The sequence below is a fragment of the Foetidibacter luteolus genome (assembly GCF_009650435.1).
GTDB lineage: Bacteria > Bacteroidota > Bacteroidia > Chitinophagales > Chitinophagaceae > Foetidibacter > Foetidibacter luteolus.
The window spans coordinates 1-21,523 of sequence record NZ_VVIP01000054.1 but is presented as its reverse complement, the minus strand read 5'-3'; the positions used below and the strand labels follow the sequence as shown (position 1 = coordinate 21,523).

The 21,523-nt window shown below is 47.0% G+C and carries 13 protein-coding genes; 2 read left to right on the top strand and 11 right to left on the bottom strand.

The genetic code is table 11. The features are described from left to right. Positions 1-12: 12 nt before the first annotated feature. Together F0364_RS16985 and F0364_RS16980 are read right to left on the bottom strand one after the other, a co-directional pair. Positions 13-3,165 (bottom strand): SusC/RagA family TonB-linked outer membrane protein, encoded by a 3,153-nt coding sequence (locus F0364_RS16985; RefSeq protein WP_153799001.1) that lies wholly within the window; start codon positions 3,163-3,165, stop codon positions 13-15. Positions 3,166-3,626: 461 nt separating this feature from the next. Further along, positions 3,627-4,925, bottom strand: coding sequence for a hypothetical protein (locus F0364_RS16980; protein WP_153799000.1), 1,299 nt, complete (start codon positions 4,923-4,925; stop codon positions 3,627-3,629). Between the two features lie 167 nt (positions 4,926-5,092). Here F0364_RS16980 and F0364_RS16975 point away from each other — a divergent pair, with 167 nt between their 5' ends. Continuing rightward, the gene (locus F0364_RS16975; protein ID WP_153798999.1) at positions 5,093-6,001 is read left to right on the top strand and encodes an AraC family transcriptional regulator; all 909 of its coding nucleotides are present in this window, start codon (positions 5,093-5,095) and stop codon (positions 5,999-6,001) included. Positions 6,002-6,003: 2 nt separating this feature from the next. On the opposite strand, the gene F0364_RS16970 is transcribed toward F0364_RS16975, so the two are convergent. The 8 genes from F0364_RS16970 to F0364_RS16935 all read right to left on the bottom strand — a co-directional run bounded on the left by F0364_RS16970 (position 6,004) and on the right by F0364_RS16935 (position 20,675). Further along, the gene (locus tag F0364_RS16970; RefSeq protein ID WP_153798998.1) at positions 6,004-6,396 is read right to left on the bottom strand and encodes a hypothetical protein; all 393 of its coding nucleotides are present in this window, start codon (positions 6,394-6,396) and stop codon (positions 6,004-6,006) included. A 64-nt stretch (positions 6,397-6,460) separates the two neighbouring features. Continuing rightward, the gene (locus F0364_RS16965) at positions 6,461-8,404 is read right to left on the bottom strand and encodes a primary-amine oxidase (RefSeq protein ID WP_153798997.1); all 1,944 of its coding nucleotides are present in this window, start codon (positions 8,402-8,404) and stop codon (positions 6,461-6,463) included. Positions 8,405-8,645: 241 nt separating this feature from the next. After that, positions 8,646-11,036 carry a hypothetical protein gene (locus F0364_RS16960; protein WP_153798996.1) on the bottom strand — a complete coding sequence of 797 codons (2,391 nt, stop codon included), beginning with the start codon at positions 11,034-11,036 and terminating at the stop codon, positions 8,646-8,648. Between the two features lie 24 nt (positions 11,037-11,060). Next, positions 11,061-13,316 carry a DUF7133 domain-containing protein gene (locus F0364_RS16955; RefSeq protein ID WP_153798995.1) on the bottom strand — a complete coding sequence of 752 codons (2,256 nt, stop codon included), beginning with the start codon at positions 13,314-13,316 and terminating at the stop codon, positions 11,061-11,063. Between the two features lie 269 nt (positions 13,317-13,585). After that, a complete protein-coding gene (locus F0364_RS16950) occupies positions 13,586-15,085 on the bottom strand; it encodes a RagB/SusD family nutrient uptake outer membrane protein (RefSeq protein WP_153798994.1) in 1,500 nt (499 codons plus the stop codon). Between the two features lie 27 nt (positions 15,086-15,112). Next, positions 15,113-18,679: a SusC/RagA family TonB-linked outer membrane protein gene (locus F0364_RS16945; RefSeq protein ID WP_153798993.1), complete on the bottom strand. Its 3,567-nt coding sequence runs from the start codon at positions 18,677-18,679 to the stop codon at positions 15,113-15,115. Between the two features lie 322 nt (positions 18,680-19,001). Further along, entirely contained in the window at positions 19,002-19,994 is a 993-nt protein-coding gene (locus F0364_RS16940; RefSeq protein ID WP_153798992.1) for a FecR family protein, read from the bottom strand. A 132-nt stretch (positions 19,995-20,126) separates the two neighbouring features. Next, the gene (locus F0364_RS16935) at positions 20,127-20,675 is read right to left on the bottom strand and encodes an RNA polymerase sigma factor (RefSeq protein ID WP_153798991.1); all 549 of its coding nucleotides are present in this window, start codon (positions 20,673-20,675) and stop codon (positions 20,127-20,129) included. A gap of 192 nt (positions 20,676-20,867) precedes the next feature. On the opposite strand from F0364_RS16935, the gene F0364_RS16930 reads away from it, so the two are divergent. Beyond that, complete coding sequence (locus F0364_RS16930; protein ID WP_153798990.1) at positions 20,868-21,125, top strand: hypothetical protein; 258 nt, start codon at positions 20,868-20,870, stop codon at positions 21,123-21,125. Between the two features lie 163 nt (positions 21,126-21,288). Here F0364_RS16930 and F0364_RS16925 read toward each other — a convergent pair. Next, the coding region (locus F0364_RS16925) for a hypothetical protein (protein WP_207632731.1) at positions 21,289-21,523 on the bottom strand (235 nt) is incomplete at its 5' end.

The window sequence follows — 21,523 nt, the reverse complement described above, 5'->3', positions numbered from 1 at the left end:
AGATAGAAATGATTATAAGCCAATACGTACACCTACCGCATAGGTTTTCATAACAGGATACAGTGTAAAACCGCTGCCGCTATAGTCTTTTGAGGCGTTTCCTGTTTTAATGCCACCCATCTCCGGATCAACATATTTGTTACCGGAATAAAGCAGAAAAAGATTCTGGCCGGATACGTATACCTGTGCTTCCCGTAAGTGAACAACCTTCAGCATCCTGGCCGGGAATGTATAACTCAACTGTACATTCTTCAGCCTTGCATAAGAAGCGCTTTGATAAGAATAAGTAGTAATATAATTACTTCTCCAGTACGCATCGTTGCGGTCAAAAGCCCGTGGCTTGCTTGCGTCGGTATTGTCGGGCGTCCACCTGCCGTCAGCATCATAGCCAAAATAGTTACCAGCGAAGCCCTGCAGCTCATAATACATACGACGGGTCGCATTTGCCGATCCCTGTATCAGGCCAGACAAGCTCCAGTTTTTGTAGCGCAGGTTAACGTTAAAACCATAGGTAATTTCAGGATTAACGGATTTTTTGTTCAGAATACGATCGTCTGCAGTTATTTCGCCATCGCCATCATAATCTTCGATAATTATATCCCCGGGCCTTGCCCCTGCCACATGTGGTGTTTTGCTAATCTGGTCTTCATCTTTAAATATCCCAATGGCTTTATACACCAGTTCTGTTCCCTGGGGGTAACCCGTTAGTTTTTGCCAGGGTACTTGTCTTGCAGGTTCATCAAAATCAATTATTTTATTGCGGGCATAAGCAAAGTTTCCATTAAGGTTGTAAGAAAAATCTCCTGCCCGGCCGGAATACCCCAAGGCAAGTTCAACACCGCGGTTTTCCACGATGCCGAAATTTTCGTCCGGCAGTACCAGCCCGGTATAATTTGGCACCGACGCATTGCGTTGTACCAGTATGTTGTTTCTGCGCTGGTAAAAGAAATCAGCATTCAGGCTTAGCCTTTTGTTGAACATTTGTGACTCAAAACCAACGTTCCACACGGTAGCTACTTCCCAGGTGATGTAAGGGTTTGGTGCGCCGTCGAGCGAAAGCCCGGAATAATATGTTCTCCCGGAGCCCAATACAGCACCAGTGCTCACTGCATAAGATGACAGGTACTGAAAGGGATCTACAAGGTCGTTACCAAGTTTACCCCAGGATGCTTTTAGCTTAAAGAAATCAATAAACCTTACATGGTTTTGCCAAAATTTTTCGTTGGATATATTCCATCCTGCCAATACGCTTGGAAAGTTGCCCCACCGGCCATTTTCCCGGGAAAACCTGATTGAGCCATCTCTTCTGAAGGAGAACTGTAAAAGATAAGTTTCGTTATAGTTATAACTCAGCCTGCCAAAATAATTTTTCCGGGCATCTAAGGAAACATATTCACTGTTGTCTTTTTCATTATCACCACCGGCAAACAGGTAGGGCAACTGGTTGCTAACGAAATACCGCCTGTATGCATTTGTCCCTTTCTCCTGGTAGTCCATGCTTTCGTAAGCTACAAATGCGTTTACATTGTGAGAGCCGAAGCTTTTTGTATAGTCCAGCTTCAGATTAAGCGTTTTATTTCGGGAATCATCATAGTAGTTGCGAAGCCACGGTTCCGGCACACCTTTTAGTGATCCTACCAAAAAGTCAGAACCATCTTCTACGCCGGTATTGCCTGCAGCCAGGTAAGCTGCATCATCCAGTTGGTACAATGTCCATGGCGTTTGAAAAAGTTTTCTTTGCCCCAGGTTAACGTCGTAGGCATAATAACCTTGTGCCGTAAGTCCTTTCACATAAGGAATTTTCAAACTGGCGCTGATGATGGTATTTAAGCGATAACGTTTTGATTCATCAAAACCAGTGGCAGAGGTTGCGGTTACTACCGGGTTTTGTCCATAAGCGATATCAGGCCCGGGCAATCCATTGGGATAATAGGCTGGTGATGTAGGAAGGCTTTTTACTGCACCGTCAAATGTAAATTCTGCACTGGTGGATGGATAATCCCTGTTTTCCTGTATGCCATTCAGGTCAAGCCCAAGCGTCAGGTATTCATTTACTTTGGCATCCATCGTTGCTTTAATATTGTAGCGGTTATAATTGGTTGCCGAATTCTTAAAAATACCTCCATCATGCTGGGCGCCAAAAGACACGTAATAGTTAACAGCCTGAGATCCGCCGCTTACAGAAACATTGTGGTTGGAAGAAAGACTGTGGCCTGCCAGCGCAGCATCAAACCAGTTCGTGTTCGGGTGTGTCCACGGAAATGCGCCGGAGCGATATTTGTCAACATCCGCAGCTGAATATTTCATATTAGATTCATCAACACCTGCATAGGTTTGCACTTCACGTATCATCTCCGCATAAGTGGCCGCATCGGCCATTTCAGGCAGCTTGGTTGGTGAAAGAAATCCCTGGAAAAAACTGTAGTTAACTGTAACCGGTGTGCCAGACCTGCCTTTTTTTGTGGTGACCAATATAACGCCATTGGCAGCTCTTGCACCGTAAATGGCGGCAGAAGCATCTTTCAGGATACTTATACTTTCCACATCGTTTGCGTTAACAGAATTAATATCTCTTCCCAGTACACCATCAATAACCACCAACGGTTCGCTGTTGCCTAATGTACCCTGCCCTCTTATTAATATGGAAGCACCATCCCTGCCTGGTTCTCCATTTGACTGCTGAATTACAGCACCAGGCAATCTGCCCGCCAACGCATTGGTGATATTGGAAACCGGGGCCGATGTTATTTCCTTGGAGCCAACGGTAACCACCGACCCAATTACATTTACTTTTTTCTGTGTACCATACCCTACCACTACCACATCATTCAATGCTTTATTTTCTTCCTCCATTGCTACGTCAATGGCATTTACCCCTTTTACCGCAACTTCTTTTACGGTAAATCCAATAAAAGTAAAAACCAGTGTATCAGCATCCGAAGCCTGAATTTTATAAAGGCCATCTTTGTCTGAAACAGTTCCATTATTAGAACCTTTTACCTGTATGGAAACACCTGCAAGGGAAGCGCCCCTGGCGTCCGTTACTTTTCCCTGCACCGCATGAGCAGCGCTTTGGGCAATTACCTGCCCAACAAGCACGCAACAAAAAAGTAGAATTGTGTACACCCGTATATGGCAACCGGGCAATGGTGTTTTCTTTATCATAAGCAATGTTTGGTTTAAAAAAGCGATAGTCTGTTACATGATAAAATTACCCAGCGCAGCAAAGGAAAATGTTTACTTATCGGGCAATTAATTATTCTTTTTTAACACAGTACTGATTGTTATGTAGTAGATAAAGGGAATGATACCAGCTACATCAATTATAGCATCATCGTTGCGTCGCAATCCTTTCATCGTTCTGTTCATTGGGCGACTGGCAGCAGCTATAGATTGGCTACACCCAATCCAATCATCATAGAAGATATTGCGTATGTGCATTATATCCACCAATGATACTTACATACATCAGCGGTTCATGCACAGGTTAAACAATCTACACGGTGGGAAAAGCTGCGCAGCGAATCCAACCGTACAAGTGAGTGACACAACGATGCTGCCACGACTACTGAAGCTGACCTCCAAAAAATTCGAATGGTTTTTTTAAATCTACCTGCAAGAAGCAACTACTTTTCAAACTCGATGATGTATTCTGAGATGTATTCACTTTTATCATCGTGCATGTCTTTATAAAAAAGACGGGCTGTGCGGCCAAGGTGCAGCGATGTGAATTTTTGTTTCCTGCTCTCCTCGTTATTTACGGGTTGCAGGGAAGGGTACCACACCGTATGTCCGGGCTTACTGATAAGCAATTGCGGGGCAGACCACTGCTGGGCATTAACACCATCCAGGCTTTTATTTTTATTGAAGGAAATATAAATGCTGTTCCCTTTCCACGACGGGCCTTCTGCCCGCGCCATAAGCATTACCCAGCATTCAAGATAACTGTTCCAGCTAACGGATGGCCCCCAGTAATATTTTGCAGTTGCCGATGATGCAGGGCCACCGCCTTCTGCCAAAGGAATCTGCAGGCTTTTTACCGGCTTGCCTGTACTGTCGTACTGTGCTTCAAATTTATAGCCGTTCCATCTAAAGGCTTTGCCATGCGGTTTATCAAGGTCGCTCAACTTTATGCGGGCAATACTGATGCATTGACCTGCCCACTCAAGCTGTGGGTTATAGCTTGCAGAGTCGTAAACACCGGGGTAGCCATATTCGCCATAAAAAATATAGAGATAGCCACCATTTGCCACCGCAGAAGGATCGCCATTGCCGCCAGCAAAATTAATACCTGTGTTATGGGGCCTGAGAATAAGCCTGGGCTGGTTATCTTCCAAAACGATGCCTTTATCTTCCCAACTTTTGCCGGCATCGGTTGATTTCATTATACCAATACGGCAAACCGCAGTTTTTGTTTCCGGGCCTTTTAAACCCTCCGGCCACTTTTCATCAATATAACCTTTTCCGGTAGCCGGGTTGTAAGGCAGTGTTGACGGATAATTTTCATTATGATACAGCGCATACAGCGTATTGCCGGACGCATCCCGGGCATCTTTATACAAGGTTTCAAACCAAACGGCACCATGAAGCCCCGCTTCACCCCGGTCGGCATTGGCAGGCATAACAGGTTCAGTAAATGCACCTGAAGGTTTAAGGAAAACCTCGTCAACAGTTAAGCCATCCGCATATTTTAGTTCATGTGCTTCGCCCCAGAGAGGGTCTTCGCCATACTTTCCGGGAAATATGCGAAACGTGTCTTTAATCCAGACTGTTGCCATATTACAGTCCACAAAAGAGTTGAACAAAAATTTTTCTGAAGGCACAAGCTTAGCTACGGGTAAGGATTTTGTTTGACCGGTTACTGCGGGAACAGATGACAGGCACAACAATATGCTACAGACAATGTAAACCACGATTTTGCGCATATAAATACATATTTAGGTCCTGAGATTGAGAGCGCCAGGCAAATATAGAGCGGCATGCAAGGGCATTTTTGTCTTTTTCATGTATGTTTTTATACTTTTTTGATATGATTTTTTTATTGTTATCAAAAAAAATTAAATTGACCATTGAACTCCCGAAAATGTTGAATATGAGGCCACAACTGCATAAACTACCGCTGATAAGTGAAACATCTTTTCTTTACAACAACTGGAACTGCGCCTATTTTGATAAACCCTGGCATTTTCATGAAGAGTACGAGCTGGTAACTATCGACAAAAGCAGCGGCACTAAATTTATCGGCGATAAGGTTGGAGAGTTTCATGAAGGTGAGCTTATGCTTATTGGGCCGCGTGTTCCGCATTTTTTTAAGAATAATGCCGAATACTACCGCAAAAATGGTAAAAGAGAAGCCTGCTCTACTTTCATTCATTTTACCGAAGATTTTTTAGGCCGCAACTTTTTTGAAATACCGGAAATGAAGCTGGTGCACCGCCTGTTGGACAACTCCCGGCTTGCGCTGGAAATTCGTGGCAACGTACGCGGTTATATTATTGACAAACTGCACAACATGTCTTCAGAAAGTGCACCGCACAGGCTGGTTAGCCTGTTGGATATTCTGATTAAACTTTCGGAAAGCGATGAAGTAGTACCCCTGCTTTCATCTGACTTTAATGTAGGCCGGCACAGGGAAGCTTCTAACATTAAAGACCGCAGCCGCATTAAGACTATTTTTGAATACATACGCAGCAATTTTAACCGTGAAATATATGTTGAGGAAATAGCTGGCCTTGTGCACATGAGCAATGCCGCTTTTTCGAGGTATTTCAGGCATCACACCAGGAAACGTTTTTCTGATTATGTAACTGAAATCCGCATCAGCCATGCCTGCAAACTGCTGATGACAGATGACCTCAGTATTTCCCAGATTAGTTTTGACAGCGGTTTTGAAAACCTTTCCAACTTTTACAAACATTTCAGGAAGATAGCCGGCATGAACCCCAAAGAATACCGCAAGCGCTTCCTTGGGGCCGGCACAACTCCTTTTGCGATGGCCTGAATTTAACAGGCAGCTTTTTCTTTTTGATGAAATAAACATGTTCTTTTCCGGATACGCAGCAACCGGATGCGCAAGGCCGCTATAATAAGTATTAAACAGGTACACAGGTTAACAATGGCCGATTCAAAATAAAGTTTATTGATTACAAACACCACCGCTGCGCCAATGCTTAATGCGGCATATCCATATTGTTTTGCCTTTACAGAAAGCCATACCGACACAACCAGGTTTACCAGCAACAGTAATTTTACTACTGGCAATGTATAACTACTATGTACCAGCCGCCCCAGGCCCAATGCACTAAATAAGCCCATATACGCCATGAGGCATGCGCTGCATTTGGGTAATAGTATCCAAACTACAGAAGAGCCGACAAGGGAAAGTTTTCTATACATACCAAACTGTTATAAGCGGTAAAGAGGCATTATTACCAAACCTGCTACAGCCTGCCATTTACGATTAGCAACAGCATGACCCATTTTCACCAGGCTGCTTCTTTTTTTCTGCCGGGGGCAAGTCGTTAGCGGGATTGGCATTAAAAAACCCGTTGGGCTTTAGTAAAAAGCCAATGTAAGCTGCGGGCATTACAGGATAGTCTTCCGGCCTGGGTATATGCGTATGCCCCATGGTATACCAGACTACGATATCCGTATCGGCGACATTTCTGTCTGCGCTTGTCCATTTCACGAGGCCGTCGCCGCCTTTGTGCTGGTTGGGATAATCCCCTGCGCCATAAAATTCTTTGGTGTTGAATGGTGTTACCCAGAAATGATTTTCCACAAACCCCGCCCTTTGATACCAACTTGAAGTTTTAGCCGCAAAAGGCACGCAGTTATCGCCAGGCATAAACTTATACCCTACCGGTTCTCCATAGGCATTTTTACGTGAAGGGTTTACAATCTTCCAGGTACGTGAGGTTTCCAGGTTCATATTCCTCCTGGCCTTTTGCTCTGTTTCAAGCAGGGTGGTACTGGCATAAAAAGCATTCTGGTAAGGATTGTAATCTCCTGGTTCATCGGCAACCACATTCAATTCGTATACTGAATTGTTTACACCGTCAAGGTCAAAATCCAGCCGCATGTTGAAGAAATGCTGGTGATTAGGCGCATATAGCTGGGGGGCAACCAGATTGCCGTATTTAGGCTTAATGCCAGCATCTAATGCGCCTAATGAAAGTATACCCGTTAACTTTATTTCAAACTGGATATTGCCATCCTGGTACAGATACCAGAAAAAGCCGTACTCGTAGTTTTCAACAGTTGATATGGAAGAGATCACCAGCCTTCTTGAACGCCTTACTTCTGCGTGCCCGCTGCGGCGGTCCGTATGTTTCCATAAAATACCATAATCTTCTTCATGCATGCAAATGGCATTTTTGATAACAAAAGGCTCCCCCCGGCTGTTGTTGAGAACTGCATCAAAATATTTTATATACCCCAGGCAGTCGCAACCAAGGGTTAAGCTGTTGGCGCATTGCCCCATGCCGTATTCACCTGTATCAAAAGCATTCTTTTTGTTTTGGGTAGGGCCGGGATCACCGTACGGAACCACCATTTCGGACAATGAAGCCCGGTACAATACTGGCCTGACATTGCCGGCATCATCGTAAGTAATATAGTTGAGTGTTAACCCTTCGCGGGAACCGAAGCCAATATGAAAATTCCATTGCTGCCAGTTAACCTCATAGCCATTCACCGTAAAACTTGGCCCTTCCGGCTGGATGATTTCAAGCGGCTTTAAGCCACCCCGGAATGATGTTAATTTATCAGCCCGGTAGTTGCCCGCGTCTGGTGGTATAGGCGTCATATCAAATTCTTCCACACGAATTACTTTCATGGCATTCAGGTCAACAACCGGCCTCAACCCCTCTATCGGGTGCGCATAGCCATTATCAGTTTCATCGGCTCGAACAAAACAAAGCGGCCTGGCAAGCCTCACACTACTTTCTTCTTCAGCACCATAATTGCCAGCCGTCCATATATCCACCATAACCAGGTCGGGATTCGTGATACCATATCTTTTAAGCGCTGCCTGAAAGCCTGCATCTTTCTTCACCACTTCTTCGCATTCAACCTGTTCATCCGCGGTCATTGTTGGCTGCACACCTGTAATTTGCTCCCAAGAAGTAATCACAGTCGTAGAAAGATTAACCACTGCTTCAAATACTTCGCCGGTTAAACTATTCAATACTACCGTAAACGTTTGCCTTTCAAACTTCTCACCTTCTTTAAAAGCATATACTGTTTGCTTGGGAGGCTCCTTCAGAGATACCGAGATAAACCGCACCGTGTTTTTGTCAAGACCTTTTTGACCCAGAAGAATGGCGATGGTATTAGTGATTTCATCTGCTGTTACCGGCTGCAGGGGATGCCGGACAATAACCGTATCTTTTGTTTGAACCATGACGGAAGTTTTAAAAATGAATGATTGCTGGCAAACAACCGTCAATGAAGCATTCCTTAGGATGGAACGCTAAACAAAAATCTTTTTTTTACCCGTCCAGGAAATCCATTAATCAGGCTGTTTTGTATGTTTTCTTTGCAAAAAGATATTATTCCCTACAAAGCTCCGCTTAAGAAAAGATTACCCAATAGTGCAATCAACCATAAGATAAAACACGATGGCTTTTGCTTAAGCTGCACTGTCATTCTAATACCAGTTGCCTTTTTGCGTAAGGCGAAGGATAAGCGGTTATCCATAATTCCGGCAGGCATTGCGCCAGGCTGCCATTGGCGCTGAACAGTAACATTTCGGCATTTTGATTAAGGATGCTGTCGCTAACAGCAAAGTAAAAAGTAACATTTCCTGTGCCTTTGTCAACATGCTCCCAGTTGTTGTAGGGGAAAGAGGGGCTCCTGTCCGAAGGGGCAATCAAGCTATCACCAATTTTTAAGCCGGCCCATACCTGTTCTGTATTGTAGTAACCGGGAACAGTGAGGGCCAGGTAGGCGCCAGGCGCCGCTTCCGTTAGCATGAAGGGCAGCCGCCAGGCAAGCTTTACCGTGTCTGCCACCATGTTTGCGAAAAGATTGGATGCATGCCAACCCGCAGACGGTAGAAGACGGGTTTTACGGTACCCCTTGATTTCGCCGATAAAGGCAGGCGCTTTTTCCAGTTTCAAATATTTGTCATCCTCTTGCGGAAGAACCAGCAGCTTACCATCGCCGGCAGTTACCTGCGCATTGTGCCAGGATACCAGGTCCGGGGACAGGCTAACCTTGCCGGCATCATACTTTCCGGGCAGCCCCTCAAGTGTGATGCTGTCTGGCTGTTGCCCGGCAGGCCAGGCAACCCTAAGTGCACCTGCCGGTATAAGCCCGTTTGAATATTGCGTTGCATAGGTTTTAAAGTAACTGGATGTGTCCGCATCAAAAGCGAATTGCTGCCATGAACCTGTGGCACGGAAAAGACTGTCTTTAAAAAACGCATCCCTGGCCGCCTGTACAGGTGTAAAACGGGTTTTACCGGCGCGGGTAAGGCTTCTTGTTTCCAGCGCATCGTTATCGTTGCTAAAGCACATTGTTTCATATACAGGTGTGGCGCCCGTTGTATCATTCGTCAATGGCAATACGCCAATTTTCCTGTGCCAGGGCAGTTTAAGCGTATCCCCGGCAAAGCTTACCTCCATGCCATCCGCAAGCAAGCCTGCCGCGGGCTGCCCATCCAACATAGCCGATGACAGCCGACTGTTTTCAGCGGCATGCACTTTAACTTTTGCCCGGGTGCCGGGCATACCCAACAGAGTTACTTCAAGCGGCTTTCCTTTCATTTCGCGTGTTACCTGGTAAGCGGTACCCTCCACAAAAAAATTATCCTGGCGGGCCGTAACATTTACCAATACAGAGCGAAAGGGCGGCACTTCAACAGCCAGTGTGCTGCCTGCCTTAATTTGGCCAAGGTATTTTTCAACGGGGTGGTATTGCTGGAAATGGTACGATGCCGCATGCCCAAGGCCTATGCTGCTATCGGGTGCAACTCCGTACCATTGCGTGTGCCAGGAAAGATTGCATAATGTAAGCAGCCGGGTTATGGTATCCCCGCGGGAAACAGCTTTATAACCATACCTGTCCCCGGGCAATTCTTTTGCGTTTACCAATATGCCATTGTAGCGCCGGTGCAGGTTGAAGATACGTGCAAGCCTGGCAAACTCTTCATCCCGCAACAGCCACGGGTTGCCATAAATTTCCGGGGCTATCACCAATGAACGATTGAAGGCCTGTAGTACCAGGTCGTCCTCCCAATAATCCAGGGCCGAGGAAAAGCAGATACCGTGGTCTTCTGTCAACCTTTGCAAACCGGGTGGCAACCCTCTCTTCATATTACCCTGCCTGTGGTGTGGCGCCACGGTATCATTAAAATTGTTTACATCTATGTAAGTTTCCCTGCCTTCCCAAAGAAAAGTAGTGGCATATTTTTTTGCTTTATCGCTAAGGCTGATGCGATGGTTTAGTACAATAAGATCCGGGGAATATTTCCTGGCCTGCTGCATGGCTGTGATAAAAAATGGTTCTTTTTCCGGCCTTAAGTCACTGCAACAGGCATCCATCTTAAACAGGCGGAGCTTATAATCCCGGCAAAGGCCGGCAAGCAGGTTGATGCGTGCCGCCGCTTCAGCCCGGGTGTTTCCATATCCATCAGGGCCAATCCATAAACCAAGCCTTGTACCCATTTGCGAAGCACGTTCGTATATTTTCTGCAGCCCGTTTGGGTAAGCCTGCTTAAACCAGGGTGAAGAAAGATTACCATAAGCTGGCCTGCCAGGCACGGATGAGCAGTTGGGCCCGTTGTCGAATACGCCTGCATCTAGCAAAAAGATATCTAGCTGCATGCCGTATTCATCTTTCATCCATTCAAAAAAACCAATCCCTGCCAATGCTTTTTTCTCGGTGGAGCCATGCCAGTTGCGGTTAATCCAGTCGAAGTACATGGATAGCGATGGTGTTTTCTCCCCAGCTCCGGCAGTAATGGGCTGGGCTGACAATAAGGCCGCCTGGCACCATAAAAACAACAGGCAAATTGTAACACGGGTAGTCATAATGTGTTGTGCCGGTGGCGGCTTTTATTTTTTGTCCTTTAGCAGTTCTTCCAGCGTCCAGTTGGTTTTGCGCCCTTGCAGTTTTGGTCTTAGCACCCGTACTTCAGAAGGCTCTATTACAGTTGAGTTATTACCCATAGCGGTGCGGATGTAGCTGAGCACAGAAGCGATATACTCGTTGGAATTGTCGCCCATACCAGGCATGATGGCCGGATAATCCTTGCCATCAACGGGGCCCTGCAGGCCGTGCAGGAGTATTTTTATAAGCGTTTCAGCATCTCCTTTCACCCTTGCGGAGCCGGCCAGCGGCGGGGCAACAGCAGAGGGCAGCCCTTTACCATCGGCGCCATGGCAGTTGGCGCACAACTGTGTAAAATGCCCGGCGCCATCCAGTATCAGTGTTTGATGAAATTCATTGCGGCCTTTGATGATGTCCCTAAGCTCCGCCAGGTAATTATCGCTAACCAGGCTTTGTGCAGCCATTTTTTGAAGAAGGGCATTCTGCTGGTGTTTAGCGGCGATGTATTTAATGGTTGCGGCGGCATTATTCCCGCGGTAATCACGCAGCGATAATATCAATTGAACCTGTACATCCATACTGCTGTCATCTTTTAATAACTCCAGCAGGTGCAGCATTTCTTTGTCCTGCTGTTTAAGAAAAACTTCTGCTATGCAAATAGCAGCCTTCCTCACCTGCGAATCTTCATCCCGCAACGCGTCTTTAACTGTTTCCTTTTTAGTAAGCCCAAGGCCATCCAGCGTCCACAGCGCATGAATGCGGGCAAGTGCGGAAGGTTTACTTTTCCAGAATTGCAGGGCCTGCCAAAAGCTGCGCCTGCCGGTAGCCATGGCTTCCAGTAAACCGGCTATACCCGTGGCATTGCGTACAACCAGCAATTTCTGGGCATTATCCCTGCACCAGCCATTCGGGTGCTGCAGCAACCCAACAAGCCGGGTGTTGCTCATATCCAGCAGTTTTTGCTGCGGCGCAGGCTTCATGCCATCATATACCACCCTGTATATGCGGCCACGGCCATGGTTCTTGTCCAGGCCTTTGCGCAATATCTGTTTCCTTATATGGGTGTCCGGCCCGGTCCACTGGCTTTCCTGTATTATGCCGTGGTACATATCTACCACGTACAGGCAGCCATCCGGGCCGGTGGCTGTGTTTACCGGTCTGAAGTTCATGTCAGTTGAAGCAAGAAACTCTGCTTTATCATAGGCATTTCGCAGCAGGACCCTGCCGTTGTTGTTTATTACTTTCGCCCGGCGTATAAGGCGGCCCGCAGGTTCGCATATCAGCAAATCACCCTGCATAGTGGCAGGCAGTTTATTGCCACGAAAAATGGTTTGCCCGCAGGATGCGGAAAAATGATTGAGCGAACTATCCTCCCGCAGCCTTTGCAAACCGCCTTCCACATCCGGCGTGCCTATAACCGGCCAAACCTGCTCAAAACCGGGCTCAAGCTGGTCATCCGCTTCCATAGGGCCATAAGCCGGGTTTTGCTGAAACCCAAGTGCCGGCACTTCGCCACCGGCAAAAGAAAAAAACAGCCTGCCATAATTATCATTCGCTATGCCCCATTGGCCTGCCGGGGCATTACCCAGCGAATCGGGCACCAGCATGTTATTGCGGTACCGGTAGCGTACCGGGCTGGTAACATAAATATTGTTGTCGAGGTTCCACACAAGCCCGCTTTTCTGGTGCTCCAGGTTACGCTCGTCCGGGGCATCGTTACGGTACACAAGTTTTTTTTCATCCGCTACGCCGTCTCCGTTGGTATCGCGGTAGCTGTGCAGGTTGTACGTATAGGTTTCGTTAACTACCAGCCTGTCATCCAGGGCAAGCAGCATCCTGGGCAATACAAGGCTGTCTATAAAAACGGTATGCTTGTCCATTACGCCGTCGCCGTCGGTATCTTCCAGCCTGCTTATGCGGCTTATGGGCAGGCGTTCGCCTGTACCTTCAATATCCTGCATGTAACTTCTCATCTCGGCCACATACATGCGTCCGTTTCCATCCCATGTAATGGCCACGGGCTCCTGCACCATAGGCTCCGATGCCACCAATTGCAGGTGGTAACCGGGCGGCAGGTGCATGGTTTGCATGCTTTGCTCCGGAGATAAATAATCTGGAACAGGCTGCATTTTAACTGGCGAAGGCCTTACCGCAGCTTGCTCAGCCGGCGGCTGGCCGCAGCCCACCGCCAGGCAGCATACAACCACAAAGCATTTTCCCAAAGCAATACGGCTACTCTTTTTTATTGTATCCAGTTTCATTATGCAGATTAGAATTAAAAGGGGTTAATAAAGCATGGTACCGGCGGCAACGCCCTGTGGCGACTTCGTTGCGTCGCAATCACTTTATCGTTCTGTTCAATGTGCAGCTTTTAAGCCCGTGTAGCAAAAAGGCGGATGGCGGCGATGAGGTTGCCCACCTACGCTTTGCTGAAAAATGTTCTGAACGGTGCAGTGAGTGACACAACAGGCGATGCCATGAAATTCCATAGCCGGTAAACAAAAGGTTTTGAAACTGCCGTTTACGGCAGTTAATACCCCGGGTTTTGCGCAGTTACGCCACCCTGGCCCAGGGCAAGGTTGCGGTCAATTTCTGATTGTGGCACCGGCAGCAGTTCATCTTTACCGGCTTTAAAATAAGCGATAGGATCGCCACCCATAAGGACCAGTTTACCGGCGGCACGCCAGCGCAGCAAATCCCTGTTGCGAACCTGCTCACCACAAAGCTCTACACGCTTTTCGTGCATAACGGCCCGGGTAACTTCATCCTTTGTGTTGCAAGGATAGGTGCCTGCAATGGGATACTTTGGCAAACCCGCGGCCACAACGTCGGCCCTGCCGCGTACTTCGTTCAGCAGGTTTACCGCTGCGTTCAGGTTACCGGTTTCATTTTCGCATTCTGCCAGCATCAGCAATACTTCCGCATAGCGTATCATACGCCTGTTAATGCCGTTGGCCACATTGCCGGGCGTTGGGTTTTTGTAGCTAAGGGTATATTTTTTCCAGGAAACCTGTGTCATAACACCACCGGCCCAGGTATCGCCAATATCATACATCATGGCTTTGCGGCGCGGGTCGTTTGTTTCAAATTCGGCAATAAGGGAAGGAGCAGGCAATACCACACCGTTACCAGTGTTCATATCATACTGGCGGGTACCATTTGTAGATTCGCGGTACTGGCCATTCTGGTAGTCATCGCCTTCATCTTCCGCGGCATCCTGCAAGGGCACAAATGCCGCTTCAAATATGGATTCTTTATTAAACTCGTGTTCTTCCTGGAAGTTCTGGTTGCTGTTATCTACCAGGCCATAAAGGTTTGTATCCTTTACTTTTTGCAGGTAGGTTTTTGCCTCGGCATAATTAGCCATTTGCATAAGCACCCTGCCCAGCAGCGCATTGGCCGCACCGCTGGTAGCACGGCCATTAGCTGCCGCATCGTAGGTGGCCGGCAACGCGGAAGCCGCGTCTTTTAAATCCTGCACAGCAAATTCATACACCGCCTGCTGCGAGGTACGCGGCTGAAAATCTGAAAAGCCGGAAACCGGTTTTGTAATCAGTGGCACGCCGCCCCAAAGGCTGGCCAGCTCGTAATAAGCCATGCCTCGCAGGAATTTGGCCTCGGCCACTACCCGGTTACGCAGGCTATTGGTGGGGTCGTCCGGATCGGACTGAATAGTATTATTGATAACAGTATTCGCACGGTGGATAACAATGTACCAGCCGCGCCATATCCTTTCCACGTAAGAATTATTAACGCCGGCCACACCACGGAGGATATCACCCCGTTCATCGGCAAGGGTGGTGCCTACAAGATCGTCTGAACGAAGGTCCTGCAGCCATATATACGACGACCCGACAAGATAACTGCCGTTTAGTGTGGTATATGCGCCGTTTACTGCTTTTTCAAGCTGGGCACTGGTTGTATAATATTCCTCCGTTGTTATGGAATTGGGGTTGGTTTTGTTCAACTCTTTCTCGCAGGAAACGAGCAGGAGCGAAAGGCAACCTATGAAAAAAAGATGTGTTTTCATTTTTTGAATATTTTTTTGTTGAACATGTTAAAAGCCTACCTGCAGGCCCAATATAAAGGAACGGGCGGCGGGGTATTGGCCATAGTCTATACCATTGGTAAGGTTACCGGCGCCCCGGTTGCTGCCTATCTTCATACCTATCTCCGGGTCATAACCAAGATCGTAACCTGTAAATGTCAACAGGTTTTGCGAGGCTGCGTATACACGAAACTTTGTAATGGCGCCTTTATATCTTTGATCAAGTTGTTTAAAAGGTATTTCATAACCAATGCTAATATTTTTCAGCCGGAGGTAAGAAGCATCCTGCAGCCAGCGTTTGGAGATACGGGAGTTATCGTTTGGATCGCTCCACCTGATGCGGGGATTGGTAGTGCTGGGGTTGGCGGATGTCCAGGCATCTTCAAACGCCTTAAGGCTACCACCCAAGGGCCAGCGGAAAGCGCCGGAATAAACGCCGATAGCGCTAAATATTTCTCCGCCCTGCACGCCCTGGAAGAGAATAGAAATATCAAAATTTTTGTATGCGGCAGTAAGGTTTAAACCATAGGTAAAGTCGGGCAGGAAACTGCCGATCTTCTCCCTGTCCCGGTCGTCAACAATGCCATCTCCGTTTATGTCTTTAAACCTTACATCGCCCGCTGCAGTGGCTGATGCCTGGTAGAACGCACCAGCATTGCCTGTTTTGGCACGGGCAGCTTCATTATCTGCATTCACCTCGGCCTGGCTTTGATAAATACGGTCGAAAACCCAGCCATAAAAAGGCTGAATGGATTCGCCGGCAACCGTACGTGTAACCGGCACCCCCCAACTGGAGAAGTAATTGCCTTCGCCACCGAATATGGCGCCGCTTGGCGCATCCAGCCTTAACACCTGGTTTGACACAATGCCGAGGTTAGCGGTTACCCCCCATTTAAAAGGCCTGTTCCTTTCGTGGTACCCTGCCTGGAACTCCCAGCCCTTGTTTTGCATTTTACCAATGTTTACGTCTGTAGATTGTATATACCCAAAAGAAGGCGGGGTTGGGGCTTTAAGTATCAGGTTGTCAGTTATCCTGTCGTAATATTCTACTGTAAGGCTAATCCTGTCGTTCAAAAAACCGGCATCCAGGCCTATGTTTAATTGCGATGTTTTTTCCCACTCAAGGTTTTGGTTGGATAGTTTATTATAGAAAGCGGTATTAACATTGTTTACATTGTTAAACGGATAGGCAGAGTTGTATATCAGCGACTGCCAGGGGTAATTACCCAGGGCAGTGGGGTTTAAACCGGTTATCCCATAGCTGGCCCTTAATTTTAAATCTGATACGGTAGTACTCTTTTCCAGGAATGATTCCCTGGCAATGTTCCAGCCTGCGGAAACCGCGGGAAAGTTGGCAAACTTATTACCCGGCGCCCATACAGATGAACCATCCCGGCGGATGCTGGCATTTAACATGTATTTCCCTTTATAGCCATAAGCTATACGTGCAACATAAGAAAGCAGCAGGTTCTCTTCCCTGTTGCTTACCGCACTTATTGCAGAAGCGCCGTTTAAAGTTGTAAGACCGGGAGAAGATTGCCTGCCGGACATGATTTCTGATTTTATGTCGGCTGTCTGCCCTTCATAAACCAGTACCGCGTTTATATGATGGTGGTTAAATGTTTTATCAAATGTCAACTGCTCACTAAAAAGCAACGAGGTAAATACGCGGCGGTTATTGGATATGGAAGTAAGTCCATCATCTGTTTTGAGGATGCTGAAGCCGTCGTTTACGGTATAGCTCTGCCTTATCGCATTGTTTAGCCCATCAGCGTAGTCTATCCCAAAAGTGGTTCTGAATTTTAAGGAAGGGGTAAGCTTAACATCCAGGTAAGCGCTACCCAGGATCTTTACTGTTTTCTTGAAATTGCTGGAGTTTTCAATATCCGCGACCAGGTTGGGGAAGGGGTGACCATCAACGCCATCACCGCCCGCCTTTATCCAGTAACCCGTATTAGGATCACGCAAAGGCAGGTGCGGTAAAGCAAACTGGAGCAGTGACAAAGGAGTACCCTGGTCGCCGGTTTCCCCATCTGAACTGCTGTAGCGCTGTTTTGTGTAAGACAACAGCAAGTTTTGCCCGAAGGTGAAACGGCTGCCAATATCGTGTGTTGAATTAATACGGAAATTATACCGTTCAAAACCAACGCCGATGAGTATACCATCCTGCTTCATGTAACCGGCAGAACTATAAAAACGGGAGGATTCACCACCACCACTCAATGACAGGTTGTGGTTGGTAAGCAACCCGGTTTTAAAATGAAGGCCCTGCCAGTCTGTATTTGTTTGTGCGTAGGTTTGAGTGGCGCCGGGGTAAGGAAATTTGTTCATTTCTTCCGTGGTGTAACGGCTTGGCCGTTTTGACGCATCATCAATATTATCACCGGCGTACATACCATCCATAAAGCGGCTGCGTTCACTGGTTGTCATGGGCCGTAACAGGCGCCAGGCAGATTCTATACCCACATAAGAATCAAGGTTTACCCGCAACCTTGCATTCCTGCCCCCCTTTTTTGTGGTGATAAGTATAACACCGTTGGTTGCCCGGGAACCGTAAATGGCGGCAGCGCTGGCGTCTTTCAGCACTTCCACGCTTTCCACATCTTTGTTATCAAAGCTGGACAAATTGGTGGTGGGAAAACCATCAATTACATACAACGGGTCTGTAGCAAAACTAACCGAGCTTACACCACGTATCCTTATATCCGGCGCCGTACCAGGGGAACTTACATTGGTTACCGTAACGCCGGCCACCCTGCCCTGCAACGCCTGGCCCAGTTCGGTAACAGGCAGTTCATTAATCTCTTTACTGTTGATGGTGGAAATAGAGCTTGTTAATTCACGCCTTTTCTGCGTGCCGTAACCTACTACAATCACTTCTTTTTGTTGCGCCGCTGTTTCCTGGAGCGATACATTTACTACAGATTTTCCGGCTAGAGGCACTTCCTGTGTTTCCATACCTATGTAAGAAAATACCAGTATAGCGTTGTTGTTGTCCAATGTAATTTTATAAATGCCGGCTGCATCGCTTACAGCGCCCCTGTTCCTGTCATCCTTAACCGTAATGGCTACACCCTGCAGGGGTTCACCTGCACTGTTGGTAACCTTGCCAGATACAGTTATATCTGCCGGCACATAAACCGGTGGCGGTTCTTCTTCAGTTTTTATCCTTGCGCCTGGAAATACAAGTATGGTATTATCTTCCTGGCGAAAGGCAAGTTTTGTATCCCTTAACACCAGCCGCAACGTTGCTTCTACTGTACGTTCTTCCCCTGTTATGGAAATGCCCTTGTATTTTGACACATGTTCCAGCAGGTAAGCTATCTTAAAGCCAGACAATTGTTCAATCCTGAACAGGGCGCCACGCAGGGTTTCGTTATTAAGTTCAAGCCGGATAACTTTTTCTTCCATCTTTTGGCCATGGCCGGGAGAGGCCACCAGCAGTTCCGTTGACAATACCACCAGCGTCATTACACAAATGCTCAGCTTCATAATGAATGAGGGGTTTATATGACGGGGAAGCTCGGGCAACAGCGCATGACAAACCGCATTGCCCCGGGCAATCGTTTTTTGCATAACTTGCAATAGTTTAAAAGTGATTCAATGCCTGCAAGCAGGCGAAACAGTTTTTAGGCGAAACCCCTTCATGCTTTCCACGGCGCAAGGGGTTTTTTAATTAAAAGATGCCGGCGATAAAGACTGGCAATCCTGTTGTATTTTAAGATTATGTGTATGCTGTTTTTGCAACAAGCAAAACAACCTGGTTAAGCACAGGTAAACACATACCATGTAAAACAGTTATTGCTGGCTGTACCGGCCGAAATAAAGGATGCTTAAGGAGATTTAGATTTTGGCATGGCAATCAATTTTGTTTTGGTTGATAAAATGATAAGCAGTACTACATGCAGCCTTCCCCGTCAATCACAATATTGGCATCATCGGGTTTGGTGTAAGACGCATTGCTGATGGTGCACAGCAAATCCAGCACCTTAACAAGAGGCTCTGTACCATTGAATGATACTTTTACCTTGCAGTTTTCCAGTGCGTGGTTTTTAAAGCTGATATTTACGTTGTAGCGCTTATTGAGCACCTGCACTACTGACGCCAGTGAAGCGCCATCGAAGTTCATATCCTGCCTAACCCAACCTGCGCTGGATGCAACGGCGTTAACTTTCTCACGCTCGGCATTAGCCGTAGGAATATTGTACACCACCTGCTGGTCTGGGGTAAGCTCCGCAAGTATTTTTTCACTGTCTTCCACCCTTACCTTACCCCTTGTAACAGCTACGGTAATTGTGTTTTTACCCGGGTATGCTGAAATGTTGAAAGCAGTGCCCAGCACGGTTGTTTTTACCTTGCCGGTATGTATAATAAAAGGCTTCAGGGTGTCGCGGGTGATATCAAAGTAAGCTTCGCCGGTAAGCGTAACCACACGGGCGCCATTGTTAAAACCCGGGGACCGGGTTAGTTTACTGTCGGCGTGAAGGATAACGGTGCTGCCATCCTCCAGGGTTAGGTAACGGGTATAGGTGACAGCCGTATCATGCGTATTTTTCACAGCAACTGTATCATTTTCCACGGTAGCGGTACGTAAATAAAAATAAGTTACTGTTATCCCTGCCAGTACCGCGGCAGCTACACGCCAGAGTATACGGCGTTTTGTGCGCATGAGTACAACAGGGAGCTCCTGCACACTGCTTATCTGCTCCTGGATGTTTGTAAACAGCCGCTGCTCCAGTGCAGCCTCAGCTTCATCCCGCTTCCATTCCACCGTATCTGTGGGCTGCGTATTATACCATTCATCCAGCAGTTTTTTCTCTGCAGGTGTTATGCTGCCGTCAAAGTATTTGCTGGCAATCTCCTGTATCTGTTCCGGGGTAAGTGCTGGCATTAAACAACCTGTTTCTATTATAGCGTACCAAAAGTTCCACTACCCTTAGTGTACCCTAAAAAAAATTTTGCAGTCCATTATCCAGGTGTGAAATATGGGCCAGGCATCAGGCGGATATAAATTTTGATGGTCTTAAAAATAAAGGCATAAGAGGGTTTGGAGCGATGCCCTCAGCTTTTTGAGCGCCTTGCTGATATGGGCTTCAACGGTTTTGGGTGCAATATTTAATTGTTCTGCAATCTGTTTTTCACTGAGGCCCTCATCGCGGCTAAGGCGAAACACGAGCCGGCATTTTTCTGGCAGGGATTGTATCGTTATCTCTATTTCCCGGCGGAGCAGTTCGTAAGCAGCATCGTTTGTATCAGTATTACCGGCATCATTAACCATTCCCTGTTGCAGCAGTTGTTGCTGCCTCCTTTTTTTAAATCTTGCCAGTATTTCATACTTAAGCATGGATGCGATATACGTATGGAAACTGTTTTTTAGCTGTATTTGCTTCCTCCTCTTCCAAAGCTGCAGGAAAATTTCCTGTACAAGCTCTTCCGCTTCCACCTCCGATTCTAATTTTACCACCGCATGAACCAGTAGCTTACGCCAGTACCTATCATATAAAATGCGAAACGCAGCTTGGTCATCATTGCTCACATGATTAAAAAGTTCATTATCGGTAGCGTTCAGCATGGTTGCCAGGTAAAGTATTTGCTTTAAAATTAAGAAACAATCGAAATATGGTTCAGGGCTTTCTTCACATCCCCATTTAGTACAGCAACCGCAAAGCTGTTTCACGCGCCGTTCTCCATGCTTTATTTTAATGGGCCCGGCGTAATTACTACATACCAGGTATCCCGTAAAATTATCCGGAAAAAATATGTGGTGCTTTCAGTTATAGTTTTTCAACGTAACGGCAGTTCCGGCTTTTTACTGCAACTCCGCCACAGGGGCCATTGCACAAAGTCTTCAGCGGGGTTTCCGTTTCAATCCGGCAGCGCTTCAGGGCACCCCGTTACCAGCTACATCTTTACGGCCACCCGTAATGTAGTACCCACTCCTTACCAAATTAATCATTTAGATAATGTTTCTTTCAATGATCCATTTAAACTCTATAATGCCGCCATCAATAACAATAGCTAACATCCTTCAAGAGTTACTCAATAAAGACATGAAAATTTTTGAATGAGCAAGTAAGAAAGAAATAAGTTAGGGATCAAGGAGCCATCCATGCACCCGCTGATGCCCTGTCCGGATGTCTAACCCTGCCTTATTCATTACCCGTCAACCGAACTCCCGGGTGCTCTTACTGTTTATTGCCTGGCCCGTTGGCCTCCCTGTACATCCTGTTGAGTTTTTTCATATTGACTTTGTCTGCATGGTCATACATGTAATCCCATGCCTTTTTGTAGCTGCCCTCGTCATAGTGCCGGTTGATCCACTCCTTGCTTAAGGAATAAACACCAAGCACTGCTACAATCAAGACGATGCACAAAAACCGGTACATCCATAGCTTTTTAAAGAACCCCTGCTGCGGGAAG

Bases quoted from the DNA above. Each gene is read 5' to 3' on its own strand.
- F0364_RS16970 (WP_153798998.1), bottom strand. From the start codon at position 6,396: ATGTATAGAAAACTTTCCCTTGTCGGCTCTTCTGTAGTTTGGATACTA.
- F0364_RS16950 (WP_153798994.1), bottom strand. From the start codon at position 15,085: ATGAAAACACATCTTTTTTTCATAGGTTGCCTTTCGCTCCTGCTCGTT.
- F0364_RS16980 (WP_153799000.1), bottom strand. From the start codon at position 4,925: ATGCGCAAAATCGTGGTTTACATTGTCTGTAGCATATTGTTGTGCCTG.
- F0364_RS16960 (WP_153798996.1), bottom strand. From the start codon at position 11,036: ATGACTACCCGTGTTACAATTTGCCTGTTGTTTTTATGGTGCCAGGCG.
- F0364_RS16965 (WP_153798997.1), bottom strand. From the start codon at position 8,404: ATGGTTCAAACAAAAGATACGGTTATTGTCCGGCATCCCCTGCAGCCG.
- F0364_RS16975 (WP_153798999.1), top strand. From the start codon at position 5,093: ATGAGGCCACAACTGCATAAACTACCGCTGATAAGTGAAACATCTTTT.
- F0364_RS16940 (WP_153798992.1), bottom strand. From the start codon at position 19,994: ATGCCAGCACTTACCCCGGAACAGATACAGGAGATTGCCAGCAAATAC.
- F0364_RS16985 (WP_153799001.1), bottom strand. From the start codon at position 3,165: ATGATAAAGAAAACACCATTGCCCGGTTGCCATATACGGGTGTACACA.
- F0364_RS16945 (WP_153798993.1), bottom strand. From the start codon at position 18,679: ATGCAAAAAACGATTGCCCGGGGCAATGCGGTTTGTCATGCGCTGTTG.
- F0364_RS16935 (WP_153798991.1), bottom strand. From the start codon at position 20,675: ATGCTGAACGCTACCGATAATGAACTTTTTAATCATGTGAGCAATGAT.
- F0364_RS16955 (WP_153798995.1), bottom strand. From the start codon at position 13,316: ATGAAACTGGATACAATAAAAAAGAGTAGCCGTATTGCTTTGGGAAAA.